The sequence below is a fragment of the Solimonas sp. K1W22B-7 genome (genome assembly GCF_003428335.1).
Classification (GTDB): Bacteria; Pseudomonadota; Gammaproteobacteria; order Nevskiales; family Nevskiaceae; genus Solimonas_A.
Map to the genome: position 1 here is coordinate 4,867,897 of NZ_CP031704.1, position 18,969 is coordinate 4,886,865.

Below are 18,969 nucleotides of genomic sequence, written 5' to 3' on the forward strand. Positions count from 1 at the left end.
TAAAACTAGATTCCGAGCTATGCCAGCATGATAAAAAATTCCTCCAACTTTCAACATTTAATTTGTACCCCGACTGCCTCTCTGTCAAAGACATCTTTGCAGACCTCGCTTCGGAATCTGAACTGGAATTTCCAGAGCACCCTGCACAATAAAATACTAGGAACAGGAGCAGTAGGGAGAGCCCTTTTCTATCGTGCACAAACATATCCTGTTTGAGGTAGCCCTATCACCGGAACAACAACAAATTTATATCCAGAATTACTTGGAATGCCGCATCTATTGTAAAAAGCCCCTAAATATCCACCTGCTTTTGCATTGTCTGGAGCACTAACGCTTCTCAAAGAAACTCCAACTCCGCCGTTGTAGTTGTGCTTTCCCCCTTCGTTAGTTGCCGCAAAGGGATACTCGTCGCATTCAGTCCCAGAAGCTTTTGTGCAAGGCTTTCCTACACCCTTGTAAGCCTCCAGCCAGTATCTGGAATTAGCAGGGGATTTTCTGGACAATCCACCCGAAATTCCACCCTGCTTAGCGGCGGAAATATGGTCACGAACCTCTCTGACATCGTCACCAATCAGAAGTAAATCAACGCCTGGCTTACATCGGCTCTTTCCGGTACGGGTCCATTCAATGCACTCTTCAATTCTTTTAAGAATAATCGGATTGCTAGCTGCATACACCTGAGACTGCATTGCCACCGCAAGCGCAGCTTCGTTCTGAACCGCCCGCCCATTTCCACTACCACTTAGTATGATGGCCGCACCTACTATTGAGTTTACTGCTGATGCGGCCTGAACTTGGCCCAAATCAAAATTTCCAGATGGATCAATCCTATTTATTGGATCATCACTTGCATAAACATACTTGTTTATGACATTCAAACAATATGAACAACCTTCAAATTGATCACGGGAAATAAATCTCCCCTCCCCAGAGGCCATCCATCGATCTCTGAGGGCATACGATTCCAAATCCCAATCATACTGTTCTCCGGTGTGCAGGAAATCGTTCTCTGTTGTGCCCGTATGGCCGGCCACTGCGCCATTTGTCTCATAGCTATAGGTATCACTTGTCTCCCCATCTCCAGCAGTCAGGAGACGCGTACTTCCTAACCCATCCGCGTGGTAGTAGCTCGGATTCTCTGCGCCTTCCCTACTCAGCAGGTCATCACCATGTACATACAGGACTTCCGGATCGGCTAATCCAGCGTTGTCCTCCTCAATTACCTGTGCATACTCTTGGTTGTGATCCACGAGATACTGCGTGCTATTCTTCGCCGTCCGTATCCCCTTCGCCTCATACTGATAACTCGCCTTCTGCACCCCATTGACGCTGTACTTCACCAACCGGTTATCGTCATTCCACCCGTAGACATGGGTATCGGTTGAGCCGCCAGCCGTAACAACCTTCCTCGTCGTGTTCCCATTAGCGTCATAGCTGTAGACCGTGCTGTACTGGCTTGAGCCATCCAGCGTTCGGGTCTCCGTCAACAGTCGGTCGTTATCGTCGTAGCTGTAGGTCGTAACCTCGACCTGCCCACCCTTCGTCTTGGTCTGCGTCAGGCGATTGCCCACCTTGTCGTACACCCAGGCGGTGCTGTAGCTCCTGGCGCCATCGCGATAGTCAGTGACGCTCTCCCTGGTCAGCCGATTCAGCCCGTCATACTCATAGTCCACCGTCCGCGTCGGCCCATCGTTATCCCGCTCCGCCAGCCGCGTCCGCTGCCCATTCGCCGCCAGCGTGTAGTGATACGCCCCCAGGATCGCTCCCGTGGCCGTCTTCTCGTGCCGCACCTCAATCAACCGCCCGTTGTCGTCGTAGTCCCAGTAGCTGCTGGTGCCGTTGGGCAGGCTGACGCGGACCTTCTGGTTGCGGGCGTTGTACTGATAAGTGGTCTGCTTGCCCTGCGTGTCCGTAACCGACTGCAGGCGGTTGAGCTCGTCAAACCCGTATTGGACGTTCTGATGCTTCGTGCTCAGCAGGGTGCGGTTGCCGTTCTGGTCGTACTGATAACGAATCACGCCCTCGGGTGATTCGACCCGGGCCAGACGGTCACGCGCGTCGTACTGGTACTTCGTGACGCCCCGGGCATCGGTCTGCGTGTCGATCTGCCCGCTGGCGCTGTAAGTCGTCTTGACCCTTGAGCCATCCGCATACTTGCGCTCGATCTCGCGATTGAGATCATCGTAGGCAGAGGTATGCGTCCGGCCGTTGAAATCCTTGTGCCAAGTGCGGTTTCCATTGGCGTCGTAGCCGAAGGTTTCCCGCTCTCCCTCCGGCAGGACCCTCGCCGTCACCTGGCTCAGGTCGCTGTACTCCCAGCGCGTGATCCGCCCTTTGGCATCCTGCTGGCTGATCTTGTTGCCCAGCTCGTCGTAGCCGTAGCGGGTGACCAAATCCTGCGTGCCGTCGTTCTGGGTGACGGTGATCAGTTGGCTCTTGGCGTCATAGCCGAAGGTGCTGCTCTTGCCGCTGGCGTCGGTTTCCGTTTCCTTCTGGCCTGAGGTGGTCCAGGTGGTCTGGGTGTAAGTGCCATCCGGCAGCGTGGTCTTGGTGACCCGGTTGAGCGCGTCGTACTCGAAGGCCGTGGTCTTGAGGCTGGCGTCGGTAACGCGGGTCCGATTGCCGTTGGCGTCATAGCCGTAGGTGGTGATCTGGCCCAGGGCATCGGTGCTGCTGGTCAGCCGGCCCGCGGCGTCGTAGCCATTGGTGAGGCTACGTCCCAAACTGTCCTTCTGCTGGTGAACCCTGCCGACGTTGTCGTAGACGGTCTCTTCAGTGCTGCCGTCCGGGTGGATGATCTTGGTCAAGCGATTGAGAGCATCGTATTCGCGTTGGGTCGTCCGCCCGGCACGGTCGGTCCTTTCCACCTCGTTGCCCTCGACGTCGTAGGCGACGGTCTCCGTGCCGCCATCCGCATGAATCGTCTTGATCAGCCGCGCCAGGCTGTCGTACTCGTAGCGGGTGACTTTTCCGCGGGCATCGGTCTGGGTCTCCACCTTGCCGGCGGTGTTGTAGGTCGTAGCGGTCTTCAGGTCTGTGGGACCGGTTTCCTCGAGCACCCGCCCTTCGGCATCCAGCCTGCGGCTGGTTCGTACGGTGGCGGTGCTGCCATCGGCCTTTGTGCGGGCCTGACTGCGCGCAATCTCCTGGCCGTTGGCATCCAGTTCCAGGTTAGTCACCCGCCCCAGCGGATCGGTCTCCGAGATCTTCTGGCTCTGGGCGTTGTAGCCGTACTGGCTGAGGTTGCCGGAGAGGTTCAGCCCCAGCAGCTCGCCCTTGCCGTTCTGGAAGATGCGCGTGCTGCGGCCCAGTGGTTCGCTGATTAGCGTCAGCTCGGCGGTGATCTGGCTATAAGTGTTGCTGGTGACGTTGCCGCGGGCATCTGTCGTGCTCAGCAGCTGCCAGCGCTGGCTGCCGTTGTCCAGGGTCCAGTCGTTGGTGCTGCCCTGCCCCAGAGGATTGGTCTCGGTCAGCAGCTGGTTAGCCGGGTTGTAGCTGCGCGTGACGGATTTGCCATAGGCGTCGGTAACCTTGGTCTCGTTGCCGTTGGCGTCATATTCGAAAGACGTCTTGTGCCCGAGCGCGTCGGTCTTCTCCAGGACATTGCCTTCGCCGTCGTAGAGATAGGCCGTCTCGAATCCGCGCCGGTTCTTCACCACCTGGCGGTTGTCGTCAGGCTGGAACACGATGTCGCTGCGCTGACCGTCGGCGTCGATGGTGGCGATCAGTCTTCCCTGCTCGTCGTAGATCTGCCGGGCGACGGTGATGCCGCGCGGGTCGATGAGGTCGGTCAGGCCGTGGCTGCGGTCGTACTTGAAGCGCGTGGTCTGGGCGTTGCGGTCGGTGACGCTTTGCAGGTCGCCCTGGGCGCTGTAGCCGTACTGGATCTTCTTGCCGGCCAGGTCGGTGACGGCGGTGATGCGGCCTTGTGCGTCGCGATCAAAATGGATGGTCTGGCCGCCGCTGTGGATCAGGCCGTTCGCGGTGTAGTCCAGGGTGTTGCCGAAGGCGTCCTTGACGCGCTCGATGCCGACACCCTCCCGCAGGTAGTACTCCAGCCCTTCCTGGGTCTTGAGCTTGAACTCCTGGGGGTTCCAGGTTTCCAGGTTGTCCATGTCGTAGAGCACGCCGCCCTGGGCTTTGACGTTGGGGACGTTGACCAGGGTGAGGCTGCCGGTGGTGCCCGGGGCGGGGTCGAACAGGATGTTGACCGGCGGGGGTTGGCCGAAGCTGCACTCGGTGGCGTTGCGCGCACTGAAGCGCTCGACCTTGCCGTCGGGCAGGGTGATGGCGATGCGGCGCTTGCCGACGGGACGCAAACACACGTTGAACTGCCCCGGCGGGGTTTCGACGTTCCACTGCAGGCCCAGGGTCATGTTCTGGCGCAGGCGCAGGCTCTGGTAGTCCACGCTCCAGCCGTGGCCGAAATCCAGCTTGTCGGCCTTGCGGCGGGTGTCGTAGGTCCGGGTGACCTGGATCGGGATGCCGGCGGCTTCGAGGCTCAGGTCGACGAAGCTGATGCTGAACTGCCCCAGCTTCTGCTCGCCGTAGACTTCGATCGAGACCAGGGCGGTGGTCTGGCGTCCGCCGGTATCGGCGGCGACCAGGGCCAGCTGGTAGAGGCCGTTGTCCAGGGTGGTGGGGTCGAAGCTGCCCAGTACGCCGTTGGCCACCGGCGTGGTGCGGGTGAGGATCTCGCGCCAGGCGTCGTCGCCGGCGCCCAGGGGGCGCCACAGCAGCTGGTACCAGGCGAAGTGGTCGTCGCTGGCGCTGCCACGGATCGGGATGCGGCCGCTGACTTCGGCGTCGGCCTCGGGGCTGGTGATTTCGGCGACGGGTGCTGCGCTGTCGTCGGCGCTGCGCACGCGCAGCAGGGCTTCGCGGTGGAGTGTGGTGCTGTCGTCGCTGACCTGCAGGGCGATGCGGTAGACGCCGGGGGTTTGCGGGGCGGGCTGCTGCAGGACGCCGTTGGCGGGGATGGCGACCGGCGTGCCGTTGACGGTTAGTGTGCGCGTGACCGTGCCGCTGCCGCCGCTGCTGGCGACGCTGAGGGTGACGGGGGTACCGGGCTCGGCCAGCTCGGGGCTGACGCTGAGGCTGGCGTCCAGTGCGGCGGCGGCTTCATCGACGTGCAGGGACCAGGTCTGCTCGCGCCAGGCGTGGCCGTCGTCGGCGCGCAGGGTGATGACCCAGTCGCCCGCCACCGGGCGGTCCCAGCTGACGTGGCCGCTGGCGCTGACGCTGACGCCGCCGGGCGCGCGGGTGATGCGGTACTGGACGGGGTCGCCTTCGGGATCGGCGGCGGAGGCGCTGTAGTGGTAGACCTTGCCGGCCCTGGCCTGGGTGACGGGGTGGGTGGTGAAGACCGGGGCCTGGTTGACGGGCTCGTCGAGGTCGGCCGTGCCGGTGGCGGCGTTGGCGGTGGCCACGAGGATCGCCTGGTCGGCGGCGGTGCCGCCGGCCGCGCCGCTGACGAAGCCCAGCATCAGCGCGCCAACGATGTCCTGCTGCGCGGCGTACTCGCTCCAGCGCACGCCGGAGCTGTCGCCCAGCAGCACTTCGATGCCCTGCTGCACGCCGCGCGCGGCGTCGAGTACGGGCAGCGCGCCGCCCGCGGCCTGCGCGGGCGAGCCCAGTGCCAGCCAGGCGAGATTGCCGGACTGCAGGCGGCCGGCGTCGCCGCCGGTGAGGCGGTAGTCCCCCGCCCCGCTGGCATCGTCGGAGATCACCAGGCCGCTGCCGGACCAGCCGGCAATGGTCACGGGGGATTCCGACACCGTGCCGCTGCGGCCGTTGCCGACGTTGTCGCGCAGCAGCTGCTTGTCGTCGGCGGGCAGGTCGATGCGGGCCAGCGCGGCGTCGAGGTTGTCGGCCCCCAGGCGGTAGATCGGGGTGCCCGCCACCACCGACTGTGCCAGGGCCTTGACCGCGGAGGCGCCCTGCGGCGCGCCGCCGGCGAACAGGCGCTCCAGCGAGAGATGGCCATAGGCCGAGGCGCGCTCCAGCGCGGCGCGGCGGAAGGCGGCATAGCCGACCGGCTTGCCTTCGGCGTCCACTTCGCGCGTCACGACGGCGGTGTTGAGCTGCTCCAGCTGCAAGGCCACGGCGGGGAAGCGCACGTGCGTGGGCACGCCATAGGCGTAGGTGGTCTGGGCATCGACGTAGGCGCGCAGCAGCGAGGGCTGGCGCGCACTGACGGCACGGGCGATGCGGGCGAACAGGCGGTCGTTGGCGTCGGCCAGCGCGAAGTACGACAGGCCGGCTTCTTCCAGCAGCGAGCCGGTCAGCGCGTCGCGCGTGAGGCTGCCGTACTGGCGCGCGACCCCTTTTCTCTTCTCGCCCCTACCCTTTTTCTATTCGCCAAAAGCTCCCGTCTTGCATATCTTTTCTTCTCTGTGACAAGTTCAACCGCAACTCTTCCGATAGCAAAAAAATCCCTTCTTTCTTGTCAGAAGGAAAAAAAATTCTCGAATGTCCAGAATGAACGAGAAGCGATATTCCACCACCTTCAACAGCCTTCTGAGCTTCGCGTTCTTGTCGCCGCCAATCACCGAATCTACTCGTGGCTCCATTCACGCTAGTCGTACTATGCCGATATATCAATCTTAGAACTTCGTCAAATGATGATTCGTTGAATGAGAACATAAAAACTATCGCCATTTTTCTCCGAAGTCCCCCCAGAGCATAGAACAATGCATCATGAAACTTCTCAATTCCTTTGGCAGAGCGCAACTCCACGCCCCCATCTACCCATATGAAATTTTCATCTATAAAGTTCTTGACCATTATGGCCATTTCTTCATTTTCATTGTCCGCTGTTAAATTAAGCGACTCTTTAGAATCGACCAATTCAAACAATGACGACCCGAAAATTTTATATTCTTTTTTATCAAAGAATATATTTCCAAAAATGCTTACCTTCTCCGCTAATGAAAACAACGGCAAAAAAAAACTCTCGCACGAATACTTCCATGAAGTCCAAGTTGGAAATCCTTCGCGGAGATTCAAAAATTCTCGATTAGAACCAAACTGCTGCGATTCCACCTTAATTTTTTTTGACGGCATGACATTTTTTATCCGCTAGAGGCCGAGCAGGTGTTTCATCGATTCCATGTCTTCCTTCATGCTGTATTGCCCTCTCGCTTTGTCGCAAGCCGAATCGAATAGCTCACCAGCGAATATCAAGGCGTCTAAGACAGCAAGCATGTCAGCTGTACCCCGAAGTGCGCTATATGACCCTACCCCCTTAGACTTTCCAGGCAATCCAGATAGCCTTAGAACGGAATCCAGAAGAGGGTGAAGTTTATTGTGAACGGATTCAAGCATAAGAAGCAATTCATCGGGTATAAAGTCCTTCTTTCCCTTGATTCCGCGTGTGAACCAAGGAATAACGTGATGTCTTACATTCCCAGTCATGTCATTTACAGAATCGCACAGCTTCTTCAAATTATTATAAGCCGTGTGAACACGTTGGCCGGCCTCTGATCGGCGTAACTGCCCAGTCTGAGAAGTAGCCATGTTCATGCTCATCAGATCCATGTTCCCGGATGGATCTATGCGATTCACCGGATCCTGCCGAGCATATGCATATTTATGTAGGGTCGCAGGATCGCAAATTGCTCCCAAGTAGGTGTCAAGGCTTGCAAAACCCCCTAACGAATCTGAAATCCACCTAGCTCTTAGGTAGTACATCTGCAGAACAGAGTCGTACTGTTCTCCTGCGAATAAAAAATCGTTCTTCGAATCACCATTGTGTGTGTCTAATTTTCCGTACGCCTCAAAAGCGTATGAATCGTTGACCAATCCACTCTCGCCGGTAAGCAGCCTCGTTCCATTTAACCCATCTGCGTGAAAGTAACTAATCTGACCTTCCCGCTCCTGGCTGAGCAGGCCTCCCCCACGCAAGTACAGCACTTCCGGCCACACGCCTGAAGCACCCTCCTCAATCACCTGCTCATAAGTCTGGTTGTGATCTACCAGATACTTCGTCTAATAAAAAGATAAAAAAGGGGACAGATTTATTTATTCTCTGCTTCCGGCTCTTTCCTCGGCCTGCCCCGCGCCCGATGCTCGACACGGGCGCCGGTGATGCGTTCGATCTCGTCCACGAACTTTCCCGTACCCGTCAGCTGCCCTCGCTGCAGGGAATCGCGGATCAGGGTCCACTCCCCTTCGGGAATCGCTTCGCGCAGGTATCGCGCATATTCCTGCTTGCGTTCGGCTTCGCTGCGCCCCAGCGACAGGTAGCTAGGGTTCCAGTCCAGTAGGTCTGCTGGGCGCTGACCCAGCCGCTCTTTGGCGCTGGACCAGGCGTAGGCCTGAGGACTGGCCACCATGCGGGCACGGACGGGGTTGAGTTCGATATAGCGGCAGCAGGCCAACAGGTAGCTGTCGGCTTGAACCAGGCTGGATTTGTAGCGGCTTTCCCATAAGGTGCCACTGCGCCCTTCCAGGCGGTTGCGGTAGCGGGTGGCCCGCCCGGCCAGGGCTTTCATGAAGGAACCTAATGCGGCTGGGCTCTCGCGAGGCCCCAGGAGCAGGTGTACGTGGTTGGTCATCAGGCAGTACGCATATAGCCGGATGCCAAATGTCGCCTTGAGTTCTCGCAGGTCGCTTATGTACCGCTCGAAATCCTCGTCTCCGGCAAACACCACTTGCCGATTGTGTCCGCGCTGCACGACGTGGTGAGGATAACCCTCCACTACCAAGCGACCAATCCGGGGCATGGACCTTCCTCCGAGCTAGACGAGCTATCGGTTAGTCTACGCCGGCTTGAAAAATAAATAAATCTGTCCCCTTTTTGCTAATCTGTCCCCTTTTTGCTGCTTCAGGGTGCGGCGCAGGCCGTCGAGGCGCTGCGCCATGGCCAGCGCGCGCGGCAGGCCCACGCCCTGGCCGTTGACGGTGAAGGCGTGGTACTCGCCCACCTCGGCGACGCGCTCGGTGGCGCCGGCCCAGGCCTGCTGCGAGGGATCGTAGAACTCGGTCTGCACCAGCACCGGCAGGCCCAGGGTGACGCTGGCGCTGCCGCCGCCGGAGAGCGCTTGGTCGCCCACCATCAGGCGCGTGCTCATCTCGATGAGATAGCCGGGCAGTTCCTGCGGGAATTCCTCGGGTTGCACCGGCGTGCCGTCGGCATGCGGCGCAGGCAGGTAGCTGGCCAGTGCCTCGGCGTCGTCCGGCGTCGCCGGCACAAAGGACAGGGCCATGCGCTGGCCGCCGAACTGCGGCAGCGAGCGCTCGACGTCGGCCAAGCTACGGCCGGCGATGCGGTCGGCGGCGCTGGCGTAGACCTTGATGAAGCGGGAAAAAAGGGGTCAGCGGGAAAAAAGCGGGAAAAAAGGGGTCGGGAAAAAAGGGGTCGGAGTAAATTATTCTTCCGAACTGGGGTCTTTCCGCGGCCTGCCCCTGGGTAGATAGCTGATTCTCTGCTTGAGGCGACGCTCTACCTGCGCCTTGAAGCGATCGCTGCCTACAGGTACGCACAGGTTAATCGCAGTACGCAGATCCCGGATGCTGTCCGGGTCGACTTGTTGTCGGAACAGGTCTCGATAGGCGCCTTGACGAGCCTCCGCACTACGTCCCAAGGCTTCGTAGACATCGTGCGCCTGGGTAAGGGCGTCCTCCCTGCCATGAGCGTTGGCACCATAGCTGGACCAGGGGTAGTCGCCAGGCCGCTTCACGATTCCAGCTCGGACAGGATTCAGCTCGATATACCGGTAGCAGGACATCAGGTAATGCTCGCTATCGATCAGGCTGGCCTTGTGCCTGCCCTCCCACAAGGTGCCGCTGCGCCGGTAGCTGGTGTTGACGTATTGCACGTAGCGTCGCCCTACCGACTGCAGGACCCGGGAGATCGAGTCCACCTTGTCCGGTGTCATCAGAAGATGAACGTGGTTGGTCATCAGGACGTAGGCGTGGATCGTCGCCTCGTACGTCAGGCAGGCTTCCCGCAGGCACTGCAGGTAGTACCGGAAGTCCTCCGGTGCCGCAAAGCACGGTTCGCGGTTATGGCCTCGCTGGATGACGTGGCTCGGCACTCCAGCCAGGTAGTAACGTGGCTTGCGTGGCATAGACTCCCCTCAGATTCAGTCCATGCCGGCAGAGTAGCAGATTAATTTACTCCGACCCCTTTTCTCCCTCTTTTCTCCCTCAGCAGGGTGTCCTGCTTACTCGGTCAGTGGTGCACTTGGATAGTGAATCCGCCCCCTTTTTTGCGTCGGAGTGAATCCGCCCCTTTTTCGTTCCTTTTTCCGTTCTTTACTCCAGACTCGATAGATATACAGTTGCCATGTGCAAATTCTCCTCTTCATCAAAAATTGAGAAGAAATTTCCACTCGATCTTATTTCCCCAACATCATTCAAGGCTACTAGCGATTGATAGACAAGATCGTTACTAACCCTCATGCCAGATCGAAGGCATTCTCGAAATATCGGCACAAGATTTTTATCTCTCAACTTTGACAAGGCCCAAACAGCAGAGCCCTTCATTTTTAAGTCCAATTTCCCCTTCAGCAACTCTAGAAGAGCATTCTTAATCTGTAACGCTTCCATATCAGACAAAATGTATGAGCGCACAGTCTCGTCCATAGAGTCATCCACGCGCCCTTGCATTCTGTCAAATAAGTTGGCAGCCAAAAGAATCCCATCCTCGAGAGGGACGCCATCTGCAGAAAGCAAACTCAATACCCTATTAAGCATACTCATTGCCATCTCTATCGCCGCAAATTATGCCCACGAAGATTCTCAACATCAACTCGATACTCGCGGCCTCTATGATAAATTTCCTGACGAAAAATATTACCTACAACGGACACTCCAGTTGGCGGAACTCTTCCTACTTTAATACTTAGACTAACGATAGATTGATATAGCCATTTGTCGAGCTCTTGTGTCCACCACTTAGCCTGATCTCTCTCGTAGTAAAGCTTTCTTAGTCCAATATTGACTTGAGCGGTTGTCACGCCAGTGACGGGAAGGTTCATCTGGACATCTGACACCACATCGTTTGAAGTCCCCTGCTGCAGTTGTACGCGCATTTGATTCCCTACGCAGGGACCAGACACACCTGTCAACGGAACACCTGCTGTTCCAATGACGGTGGTAGTAACCACTTGCGCAGCACAGGCAATGGCAACTGCCCGCACTACGGGCAACGCAATACGCCCTAGGTTAGCACCCACATTCATGGCCGTGAGAAGAGACCCAACGGACTCTCTTCCACTAGGATCCACAAAAAACTGGGGACTGTTGTTGGCGTAAATGTACTTGTGCAAGGTGACTGGACTAAGAGAATTACCTTTGTGAGGATCAAGAATCAGAAACCGGCCGACGGCTGGAAGCAAGTATCGCTCCCTGAGGTAATACATTTTCAGGGCGTTGTCATACTGCGCACCTGAAAATAGGTACTCATTCTGTACTCCCTCGGCGCTGTCTTCTCTCTCTCCATAGGCTTCGTAGTTATATGCATTGCCAACTTCCCCGTTCTCCTCTGTCAGCAGTCGCGTACTACCCACTCCATCCACATGGTAGTAATTCGACTGCCCTCGTCCATCTTGGCTCAACAGAGCATCTCCGCGCAGATAGATCATCTCTGGATCAGCTGAGGCGCCTACCCCCTCCTCCAGCACCTCCGCATAAAACTGACTGTGATCCACCAAATAGAAAGTGTCATTTTTTGATGTTCGTATTCCCTCCGGCTCATATTGATAACTCGCCTTCTGCACCCCATTGACGCTGTACTTCGTCAACCGGTTGTCAGCGTTCCACCCATAGACATGGATGTCCGTCTGCCCACCCGCCGTGACGATCTTCTTCGTGGTGTTGCCGTTGGCGTCATAGCTGTAGACCGTGCTGTACTGGTTTGAGCCATCCAGCGTCCTGACCTCGGTCAACAACCGATCATTGTCGTCATACGTATAGCTCGTAACCTCAACCTGCCCACCCTTCGTCTTGCTCTGGCTCAGCCGATTTCCGACCTTGTCATAGACCCAGGCGGTGACATAGCTCTTCGCGGCGTCGCGATGGTCGGTGACGCTCTCCTTGGTGAGCCGGTTGAGCCCGTCATACTCATAATCCGCCGTCCGCGTCGCCCCCTCGTTGTCCCTCTCCGCCAACCGCATCCGCTGCCCATTCGCCGCCAGCGTATAGCGATAAGCCCCCAGGATTGCCCCTGTCGCGGTCTTCTCATGCCGCACCTCCGTGATCCGCCCGTTGTCGTCGTACTCCCAATAGCTGCTGGTGCCATTGGGCAGGCTGACCCGGGTCTTCTGGCTACGGGCGTTGTACTGGTAGGTGGTCTGCTTGCCCTGCGTGTCTGTAACGGACTGCAGGCGATTCAGCTCATCAAACCCGTACTGCACGTTCTGATGCTTCGTGCTCAGCAGGGTGCGGTTGCCGTTCTGGTCGTACTGATAGCGGATCACGCCCTCGGGTGATTCGACGCGGGTGAGGCGGTCGCGGGCGTCGTACTGGTACTTCGTGACGCCCCGGGCATCGGTCTGCGTGCTGATCTGCCCGCTGGCGGTGTACGTGGTCTTGACCCTGGCCCCATCCGCATACTTGCGCTCGATCTCGCGATTGAGATCGTCGTAGGCAAAGGTATGCGTGCGGCCGTTGAAATCCTTGTGCCAGGTGCGGTTGCCGTTGGTGTCGTAGCCAAAGGTTTCTCTTTCACCTTCCGGCAGGACGCGAGCCGTCACCTGGCTCAGGTCGTTGTACTCCCAGCGCGTGACCCGCCCTTCCGCATCCTGCTGGCTGATCTTGTTGCCCAGTTCGTCGTAGCCGTAGCGGGTGATCAGGTCCTGGGTGCCGTCGTTCTGGGTGACGGTGATCAACTGGCTCTTGGCGTCGTACCCAAACCGTGAGGTTCTGCCGCTGGCGTCGGTTTCCGTTTCCTTCTGACCGGCGGTGGTCCAGGTGGTCTGGGTGTACGTGCCATCCGGCAGGGTGACCTTGGTGACACGATTGAGCGCGTCGTACTCGAAGGCCGCGGTCTTGAGGCTGGCATCGGTGACGCGGGTGCGGTTGCCGTTGGCGTCGTAGCCGTAGGTGGTGGCCTGGCCCAGGGCATCGGTGACGCTGGTCAGCCGGCCGGCGGCGTCGTAGCCGTTGGTGAGGCTGTGGCCCAGGCTGTCCTTCTGCTGGTGGACCCTGCCGACGTTGTCATAGACGGTCTCTTCGGTGCTGCCGTCCGGGTGGACGGTTTTGATCAGGCGGTTGAGAGCGTCGTATTCGAGCTTTATCGTCCGCCCGGCCCGGTCGGTCTTTTCGACCTCATTGCCCTCGGCGTCGTAGGCGACGGTTTCCGTGCCGCCATCCGGGTAGATGGTCTTGCTCAGCCGCGCCAGGCTGTCGTATTCGTAGCGGGTGACCTTGCCCCGGGCATCGGTCTGGCTCTCCACCTTGCCGGCGGTGTTGTAGGTCGTGGTGGTCTTGAGGCCCGTGGGACCGGTTTCCTCGGTCACGCGCCCTTCGGCGTCGAGCTTGCGGCTGGTCTTGACCGTGCTGGTACTGCCATCGGCCTTCGTGCGGGTCTGGCTCCGCGCAATCTCCTGGCCGTTGGCATCCAACTCCAGGTTGGTAACCCGGCCCAGGGGGTCGGTCTCGGAGGTCTTCTGGCTCTGGGCGTTGTAGCCGTACTGGGTGAGATTGCCGGAGAGATTGAGTCCGTAGAGTTCGCCCTTGCCGTTCTGGAAGATACGCGTGCTGCGGCCCAGTGGTTCGCTGATCAGCGTCAGCTCGGCGGTGATCACGCTGTAAGTATTGGTGCTGACGTTGCCGCGGGCATCGGTCGTGCTCAGCAGCTGCCAGCGCTGGCTGCCGTTGTCCAGGGTCCAGTCGTTGGTAGTGGCCTGGTTGAGGGCGTTGGTTTCCGTAACTACTTTATTACCAGCATTGAAGCTACGCGTAACAGACTTCCCATGCGCATCCGTAACCTTCGTCTCATTCCCAACGTCGTCATACTCATACGCCGTCTTGTGCCCGAGCGCATCGGTCTTCTCCAGGACATTGCCCTCGCTGTCGTAGAGATAGGCGGTTTCAAAACCCCGCCGGTTCTTCACCACCTGGCGGTTGTCGTCAGGCTGGAACACGATGTCGCTGCGCTGACCGTCGGCGTCGATGGTGGCGATCAGTCTTCCCTGCTCGTCGTAGATCTGCCGGGCGACGGTGATGCCGCGCGGGTCGATGAGGTCGGTCAGGCCGTGGCTGCGGTCGTACTTGAAGCGCGTGGTCTGGGCGTTGCGGTCGGTGACGCTTTGCAGGTCGCCCTGGGCGCTGTAGCCGTACTGGATCTTCTTGCCGGCCAGGTCGGTGACGGCGGTGATGCGGCCTTGTGCGTCGCGATCAAAATGGATGGTCTGGCCGCCGCTGTGGATCAGGCCGTTCGCGGTGTAGTCCAGGGTGTTGCCGAAGGCGTCCTTGACGCGCTCGATGCCGACACCCTCCCGCAGGTAGTACTCCAGCCCTTCCTGGGTCTTGAGCTTGAACTCCTGGGGGTTCCAGGTTTCCAGGTTGTCCATGTCGTAGAGCACGCCGCCCTGGGCTTTGACGTTGGGGACGTTGACCAGGGTGAGGCTGCCGGTGGTGCCCGGGGCGGGGTCGAACAGGATGTTGACCGGCGGGGGTTGGCCGAAGCTGCACTCGGTGGCGTTGCGCGCACTGAAGCGCTCGACCTTGCCGTCGGGCAGGGTGATGGCGATGCGGCGCTTGCCGACGGGACGCAAACACACGTTGAACTGCCCCGGCGGGGTTTCGACGTTCCACTGCAGGCCCAGGGTCATGTTCTGGCGCAGGCGCAGGCTCTGGTAGTCCACGCTCCAGCCGTGGCCGAAATCCAGCTTGTCGGCCTTGCGGCGGGTGTCGTAGGTCCGGGTGACCTGGATCGGGATGCCGGCGGCTTCGAGGCTCAGGTCGACGAAGCTGATGCTGAACTGCCCCAGCTTCTGCTCGCCGTAGACTTCGATCGAGACCAGGGCGGTGGTCTGGCGTCCGCCGGTATCGGCGGCGACCAGGGCCAGCTGGTAGAGGCCGTTGTCCAGGGTGGTGGGGTCGAAGCTGCCCAGTACGCCGTTGGCCACCGGCGTGGTGCGGGTGAGGATCTCGCGCCAGGCGTCGTCGCCGGCGCCCAGGGGGCGCCACAGCAGCTGGTACCAGGCGAAGTGGTCGTCGCTGGCGCTGCCACGGATCGGGATGCGGCCGCTGACTTCGGCGTCGGCCTCGGGGCTGGTGATTTCGGCGACGGGTGCTGCGCTGTCGTCGGCGCTGCGCACGCGCAGCAGGGCTTCGCGGTGGAGTGTGGTGCTGTCGTCGCTGACCTGCAGGGCGATGCGGTAGACGCCGGGGGTTTGCGGGGCGGGCTGCTGCAGGACGCCGTTGGCGGGGATGGCGACCGGCGTGCCGTTGACGGTTAGTGTGCGCGTGACCGTGCCGCTGCCGCCGCTGCTGGCGACGCTGAGGGTGACGGGGGTACCGGGCTCGGCCAGCTCGGGGCTGACGCTGAGGCTGGCGTCCAGTGCGGCGGCGGCTTCATCGACGTGCAGGGACCAGGTCTGCTCGCGCCAGGCGTGGCCGTCGTCGGCGCGCAGGGTGATGACCCAGTCGCCCGCCACCGGGCGGTCCCAGCTGACGTGGCCGCTGGCGCTGACGCTGACGCCGCCGGGCGCGCGGGTGATGCGGTACTGGACGGGGTCGCCTTCGGGATCGGCGGCGGAGGCGCTGTAGTGGTAGACCTTGCCGGCCCTGGCCTGGGTGACGGGGTGGGTGGTGAAGACCGGGGCCTGGTTGACGGGCTCGTCGAGGTCGGCCGTGCCGGTGGCGGCGTTGGCGGTGGCCACGAGGATCGCCTGGTCGGCGGCGGTGCCGCCGGCCGCGCCGCTGACGAAGCCCAGCATCAGCGCGCCAACGATGTCCTGCTGCGCGGCGTACTCGCTCCAGCGCACGCCGGAGCTGTCGCCCAGCAGCACTTCGATGCCCTGCTGCACGCCGCGCGCGGCGTCGAGTACGGGCAGCGCGCCGCCCGCGGCCTGCGCGGGCGAGCCCAGTGCCAGCCAGGCGAGATTGCCGGACTGCAGGCGGCCGGCGTCGCCGCCGGTGAGGCGGTAGTCCCCCGCCCCGCTGGCATCGTCGGAGATCACCAGGCCGCTGCCGGACCAGCCGGCAATGGTCACGGGGGATTCCGACACCGTGCCGCTGCGGCCGTTGCCGACGTTGTCGCGCAGCAGCTGCTTGTCGTCGGCGGGCAGGTCGATGCGGGCCAGCGCGGCGTCGAGGTTGTCGGCCCCCAGGCGGTAGATCGGGGTGCCCGCCACCACCGACTGTGCCAGGGCCTTGACCGCGGAGGCGCCCTGCGGCGCGCCGCCGGCGAACAGGCGCTCCAGCGAGAGATGGCCATAGGCCGAGGCGCGCTCCAGCGCGGCGCGGCGGAAGGCGGCATAGCCGACCGGCTTGCCTTCGGCGTCCACTTCGCGCGTCACGACGGCGGTGTTGAGCTGCTCCAGCTGCAAGGCCACGGCGGGGAAGCGCACGTGCGTGGGCACGCCATAGGCGTAGGTGGTCTGGGCATCGACGTAGGCGCGCAGCAGCGAGGGCTGGCGCGCACTGACGGCACGGGCGATGCGGGCGAACAGGCGGTCGTTGGCGTCGGCCAGCGCGAAGTACGACAGGCCGGCTTCTTCCAGCAGCGAGCCGGTCAGCGCGTCGCGCGTGAGGCTGCCGTACTGGCGCGCCCCCAGCGTGGTGCGCAGCCGGTCCAGGCCGGCCGCGGCGGCCTGCATGCGCGGCAGGCCCATGCCCTGGCCGTTGACGCTCAGGGCGTGGTATTCGCCCACGTCGGCCACACGGTCGCCCGCCGGACCCCAGGCCTGCTGGCCCGGGTCCCAGATCTCGGTGCGCAGCAGCACGGGCGTGCCCAGCGTGAGATTGCCGCCGGTGTAGAGGGCATCGTCACCGATCAGCAACTGCGCCTTCATCTCGATCAGGTAGCCGGGAAGGTCTTCCGGAAACTCGCTCGGCTGCACCGGCGAGCCGTCCGCATGCGGCTGTGGCAGGTAGCTGGCCAGTGCCGTCGCGTCGTCAGTGGTGGCAGGGATGAAGGACAGCGCCACGCGGCGGCCGTCCAGTTGCGGCAACGAGCGTTCCAGGGCCACGGTGCTGCGCTGGGTGGCGAGGTCTGCGCTGCTGGCATAGAGGCTGAGCCGCAGCTTCCAGCGCAGGCGCTCGGGCAGCGCCAGGGCCGGTGCCTCGCTCGCCGCGATACGGTACGGCAGGGCCGCTGCCAGCACGTCGGGGTGACGCTCCACCAGCGTCTGGGTGCCGAGCACGTCGGCGACGCGGGCGTCGGGGTTCACGCTGGCCAGGAAGCGGCTGACCTGGTCGCGGTAGGCCAGCAGCTGCTGGCCGATGGCGGCGGTGTCGATACCCGACACCGCGCCGGTCTGCGGGTCACGCTGGCTGGCGCCGGCCAAGCGCTGGATGAAGCTTTCGGCGTCGAAGCGCAGGTCGCGCGCGATGTCGATGCCGGGGGTGTAGAGCACGTCCTTGAAGCTGGCGTCCATCGGCACCCAGGTATCGGGCACGCGGTTGCGCGCGCCGCGGGAGGGTTCGAAGTCGACGAAGGCCTCGACCCAGACATGCTCGAAGCGCAGGGCGCTGATCCTGCCCGCCACCACCACCGGCTCGGCGGGCACGCCGGCCTGCTGCAGCAACGCTATGGCGGCCTGCGGCGTGGGCAGGTCGCCCAGCCAGTTCTGGGCGGCGGCGGCGTCCATCTCCACGGTGCCCACCACATAGCGCGCCGGGATGCCGGATACGCGCAACAGCGCCAGCAGCAGGCTGGAGGTGTCCGCCGCGTTGCCGCGACGGTTCAGCAGGGTCTGCCCCGCGCCTTGCACGGAACCGTAGCCCGGCACGAACTCGATGTGGTTGCGTACCCAGTTGACGATCTCCACCGGCTGGCCGTGCAGCTCGGCGGCCTGGGCGCGGATGGCGTCGGTGAAGGGGGCGTCTTCGGTCTGCGCCAGATGCTCGGCGGTGGGCAGGCCGACGGCGGCGGCGGCCAGCAGGATGCTCGCGGCGCTGTTGTCGGCAACCAGCAAGGTGTCCTGCGTGGCGGTGTATTCGCGCAGCGTGCGGCGCGGTGCGCGCGGGGCCTTGAGGCGGGGCTGCCCCGGCAGCTCGTGCCGGATGGCGGGGGCACCGAGCAGCGACGGGCGGCGCTCGAGCCGCTGCAGCAGCGCGTCGACACGGCGGCGGGCTTCGGCGGGGCGCTTTTCGGCCAGCAGGGGAACGAACTCTTCCAGGGTTGCTTCGCTCTGCTGGCGCCAGGCCTGCAGGGCCTGCTGGTGACGCCGCTGGATGCCGGCGGGCAGGCGCTTGTCCTGGATGTGGCGGCCGGTGGCGTAGAAGGTGTCGCGCTCGCGCGCGTCGGCGGCGATGAATGCGTCACGCAGGCGCTGCAGCTGCGTGGACAGCTCGGCCGGGGACTTGCTGCGCTCGATCTGCGTGCGGATCGCGGCGAGACCCTGCGGAGGCTGCTCGCGCGGTGCGCCCGCCTTGTCCGCGAGCGCCAGGGCCGACCAGCCGGCGCTGGCCGCCAGTGTCATGCCTAGCAGTGCATGGCGCAGGGCATGGGCGCTGCGGCGCAGCGGCGCCTGTGTCTTGTCGAAACTAGCCATCGGTGACTTTCCTGAGTGCGAGATTCCCGGGTGTTGGCGGGAAAGTTTTTCTATACATGCTCTGGGGTCGCTGCTGCGCGCAGCCCTGATGCAAGCGGATGGCAACGCGATACCCGCTTATCTGGCCGCTGCGAGTTGTCTGACGGGAGCAGAGAGCGGATCGGATCGCTACGCGTAGCCACCGATAGCCTGCAACTGCGCCGGCACGTGCCAGCTCCCCGTGAATTCCCCAAGCAGCCTGTCCCGATGTGAACAATCACTCCTCGGGATTTGCGCGGATATGACCCAAGCTTCG

The 18,969-nt window shown here is 61.8% G+C and carries 8 protein-coding genes; all 8 read right to left on the minus strand.

The features are described from left to right. Window positions 1-188: 188 nt before the first annotated feature. Window positions 189-6,131: a NucA/NucB deoxyribonuclease domain-containing protein gene (locus D0B54_RS21860; protein ID WP_205527207.1), complete on the minus strand. Its 5,943-nt coding sequence runs from the start codon at window positions 6,129-6,131 to the stop codon at window positions 189-191. A gap of 211 nt (window positions 6,132-6,342) precedes the next feature. Further along, on the minus strand, window positions 6,343-7,065 hold the full coding sequence (locus tag D0B54_RS24510) for a hypothetical protein (protein ID WP_162932626.1): 723 nt from the start codon (window positions 7,063-7,065) through the stop codon (window positions 6,343-6,345). 15 nt (window positions 7,066-7,080) lie between these two features. Continuing rightward, window positions 7,081-7,950 (minus strand): RHS repeat domain-containing protein, encoded by an 870-nt coding sequence (locus D0B54_RS21865; protein ID WP_162932627.1) that lies wholly within the window; start codon window positions 7,948-7,950, stop codon window positions 7,081-7,083. A gap of 68 nt (window positions 7,951-8,018) precedes the next feature. Further along, window positions 8,019-8,726, minus strand: a complete 708-nt coding sequence (locus tag D0B54_RS21870) for a transposase (protein WP_117294126.1) — start codon at window positions 8,724-8,726, stop codon at window positions 8,019-8,021. Between the two features lie 36 nt (window positions 8,727-8,762). Next, complete coding sequence (locus D0B54_RS21875; protein WP_117294128.1) at window positions 8,763-9,254, minus strand: hypothetical protein; 492 nt, start codon at window positions 9,252-9,254, stop codon at window positions 8,763-8,765. Window positions 9,255-9,371: 117 nt separating this feature from the next. Beyond that, window positions 9,372-10,073 (minus strand): REP-associated tyrosine transposase, encoded by a 702-nt coding sequence (locus D0B54_RS21880; protein ID WP_117294130.1) that lies wholly within the window; start codon window positions 10,071-10,073, stop codon window positions 9,372-9,374. Window positions 10,074-10,260: 187 nt separating this feature from the next. Continuing rightward, window positions 10,261-10,707: a hypothetical protein gene (locus tag D0B54_RS24515; protein WP_162932628.1), complete on the minus strand. Its 447-nt coding sequence runs from the start codon at window positions 10,705-10,707 to the stop codon at window positions 10,261-10,263. Window positions 10,708-10,715: 8 nt separating this feature from the next. Continuing rightward, a complete protein-coding gene (locus D0B54_RS21885; protein ID WP_117294132.1) occupies window positions 10,716-18,674 on the minus strand; it encodes a transglutaminase domain-containing protein in 7,959 nt (2,652 codons plus the stop codon). Window positions 18,675-18,969 lie beyond the last annotated feature (295 nt).

Excerpts from the sequence above, each read along its gene's own strand:
- D0B54_RS24510 (WP_162932626.1), bottom strand. The coding sequence starts at position 7,065 with ATGCCGTCAAAAAAAATTAAGGTGGAATCGCAGCAGTTTGGTTCTAAT.
- D0B54_RS21870 (WP_117294126.1), bottom strand. The coding sequence starts at position 8,726 with ATGCCCCGGATTGGTCGCTTGGTAGTGGAGGGTTATCCTCACCACGTC.
- D0B54_RS21880 (WP_117294130.1), bottom strand. The coding sequence starts at position 10,073 with ATGCCACGCAAGCCACGTTACTACCTGGCTGGAGTGCCGAGCCACGTC.
- D0B54_RS24515 (WP_162932628.1), bottom strand. The coding sequence starts at position 10,707 with ATGAGTATGCTTAATAGGGTATTGAGTTTGCTTTCTGCAGATGGCGTC.
- D0B54_RS21885 (WP_117294132.1), bottom strand. The coding sequence starts at position 18,674 with ATGGCTAGTTTCGACAAGACACAGGCGCCGCTGCGCCGCAGCGCCCAT.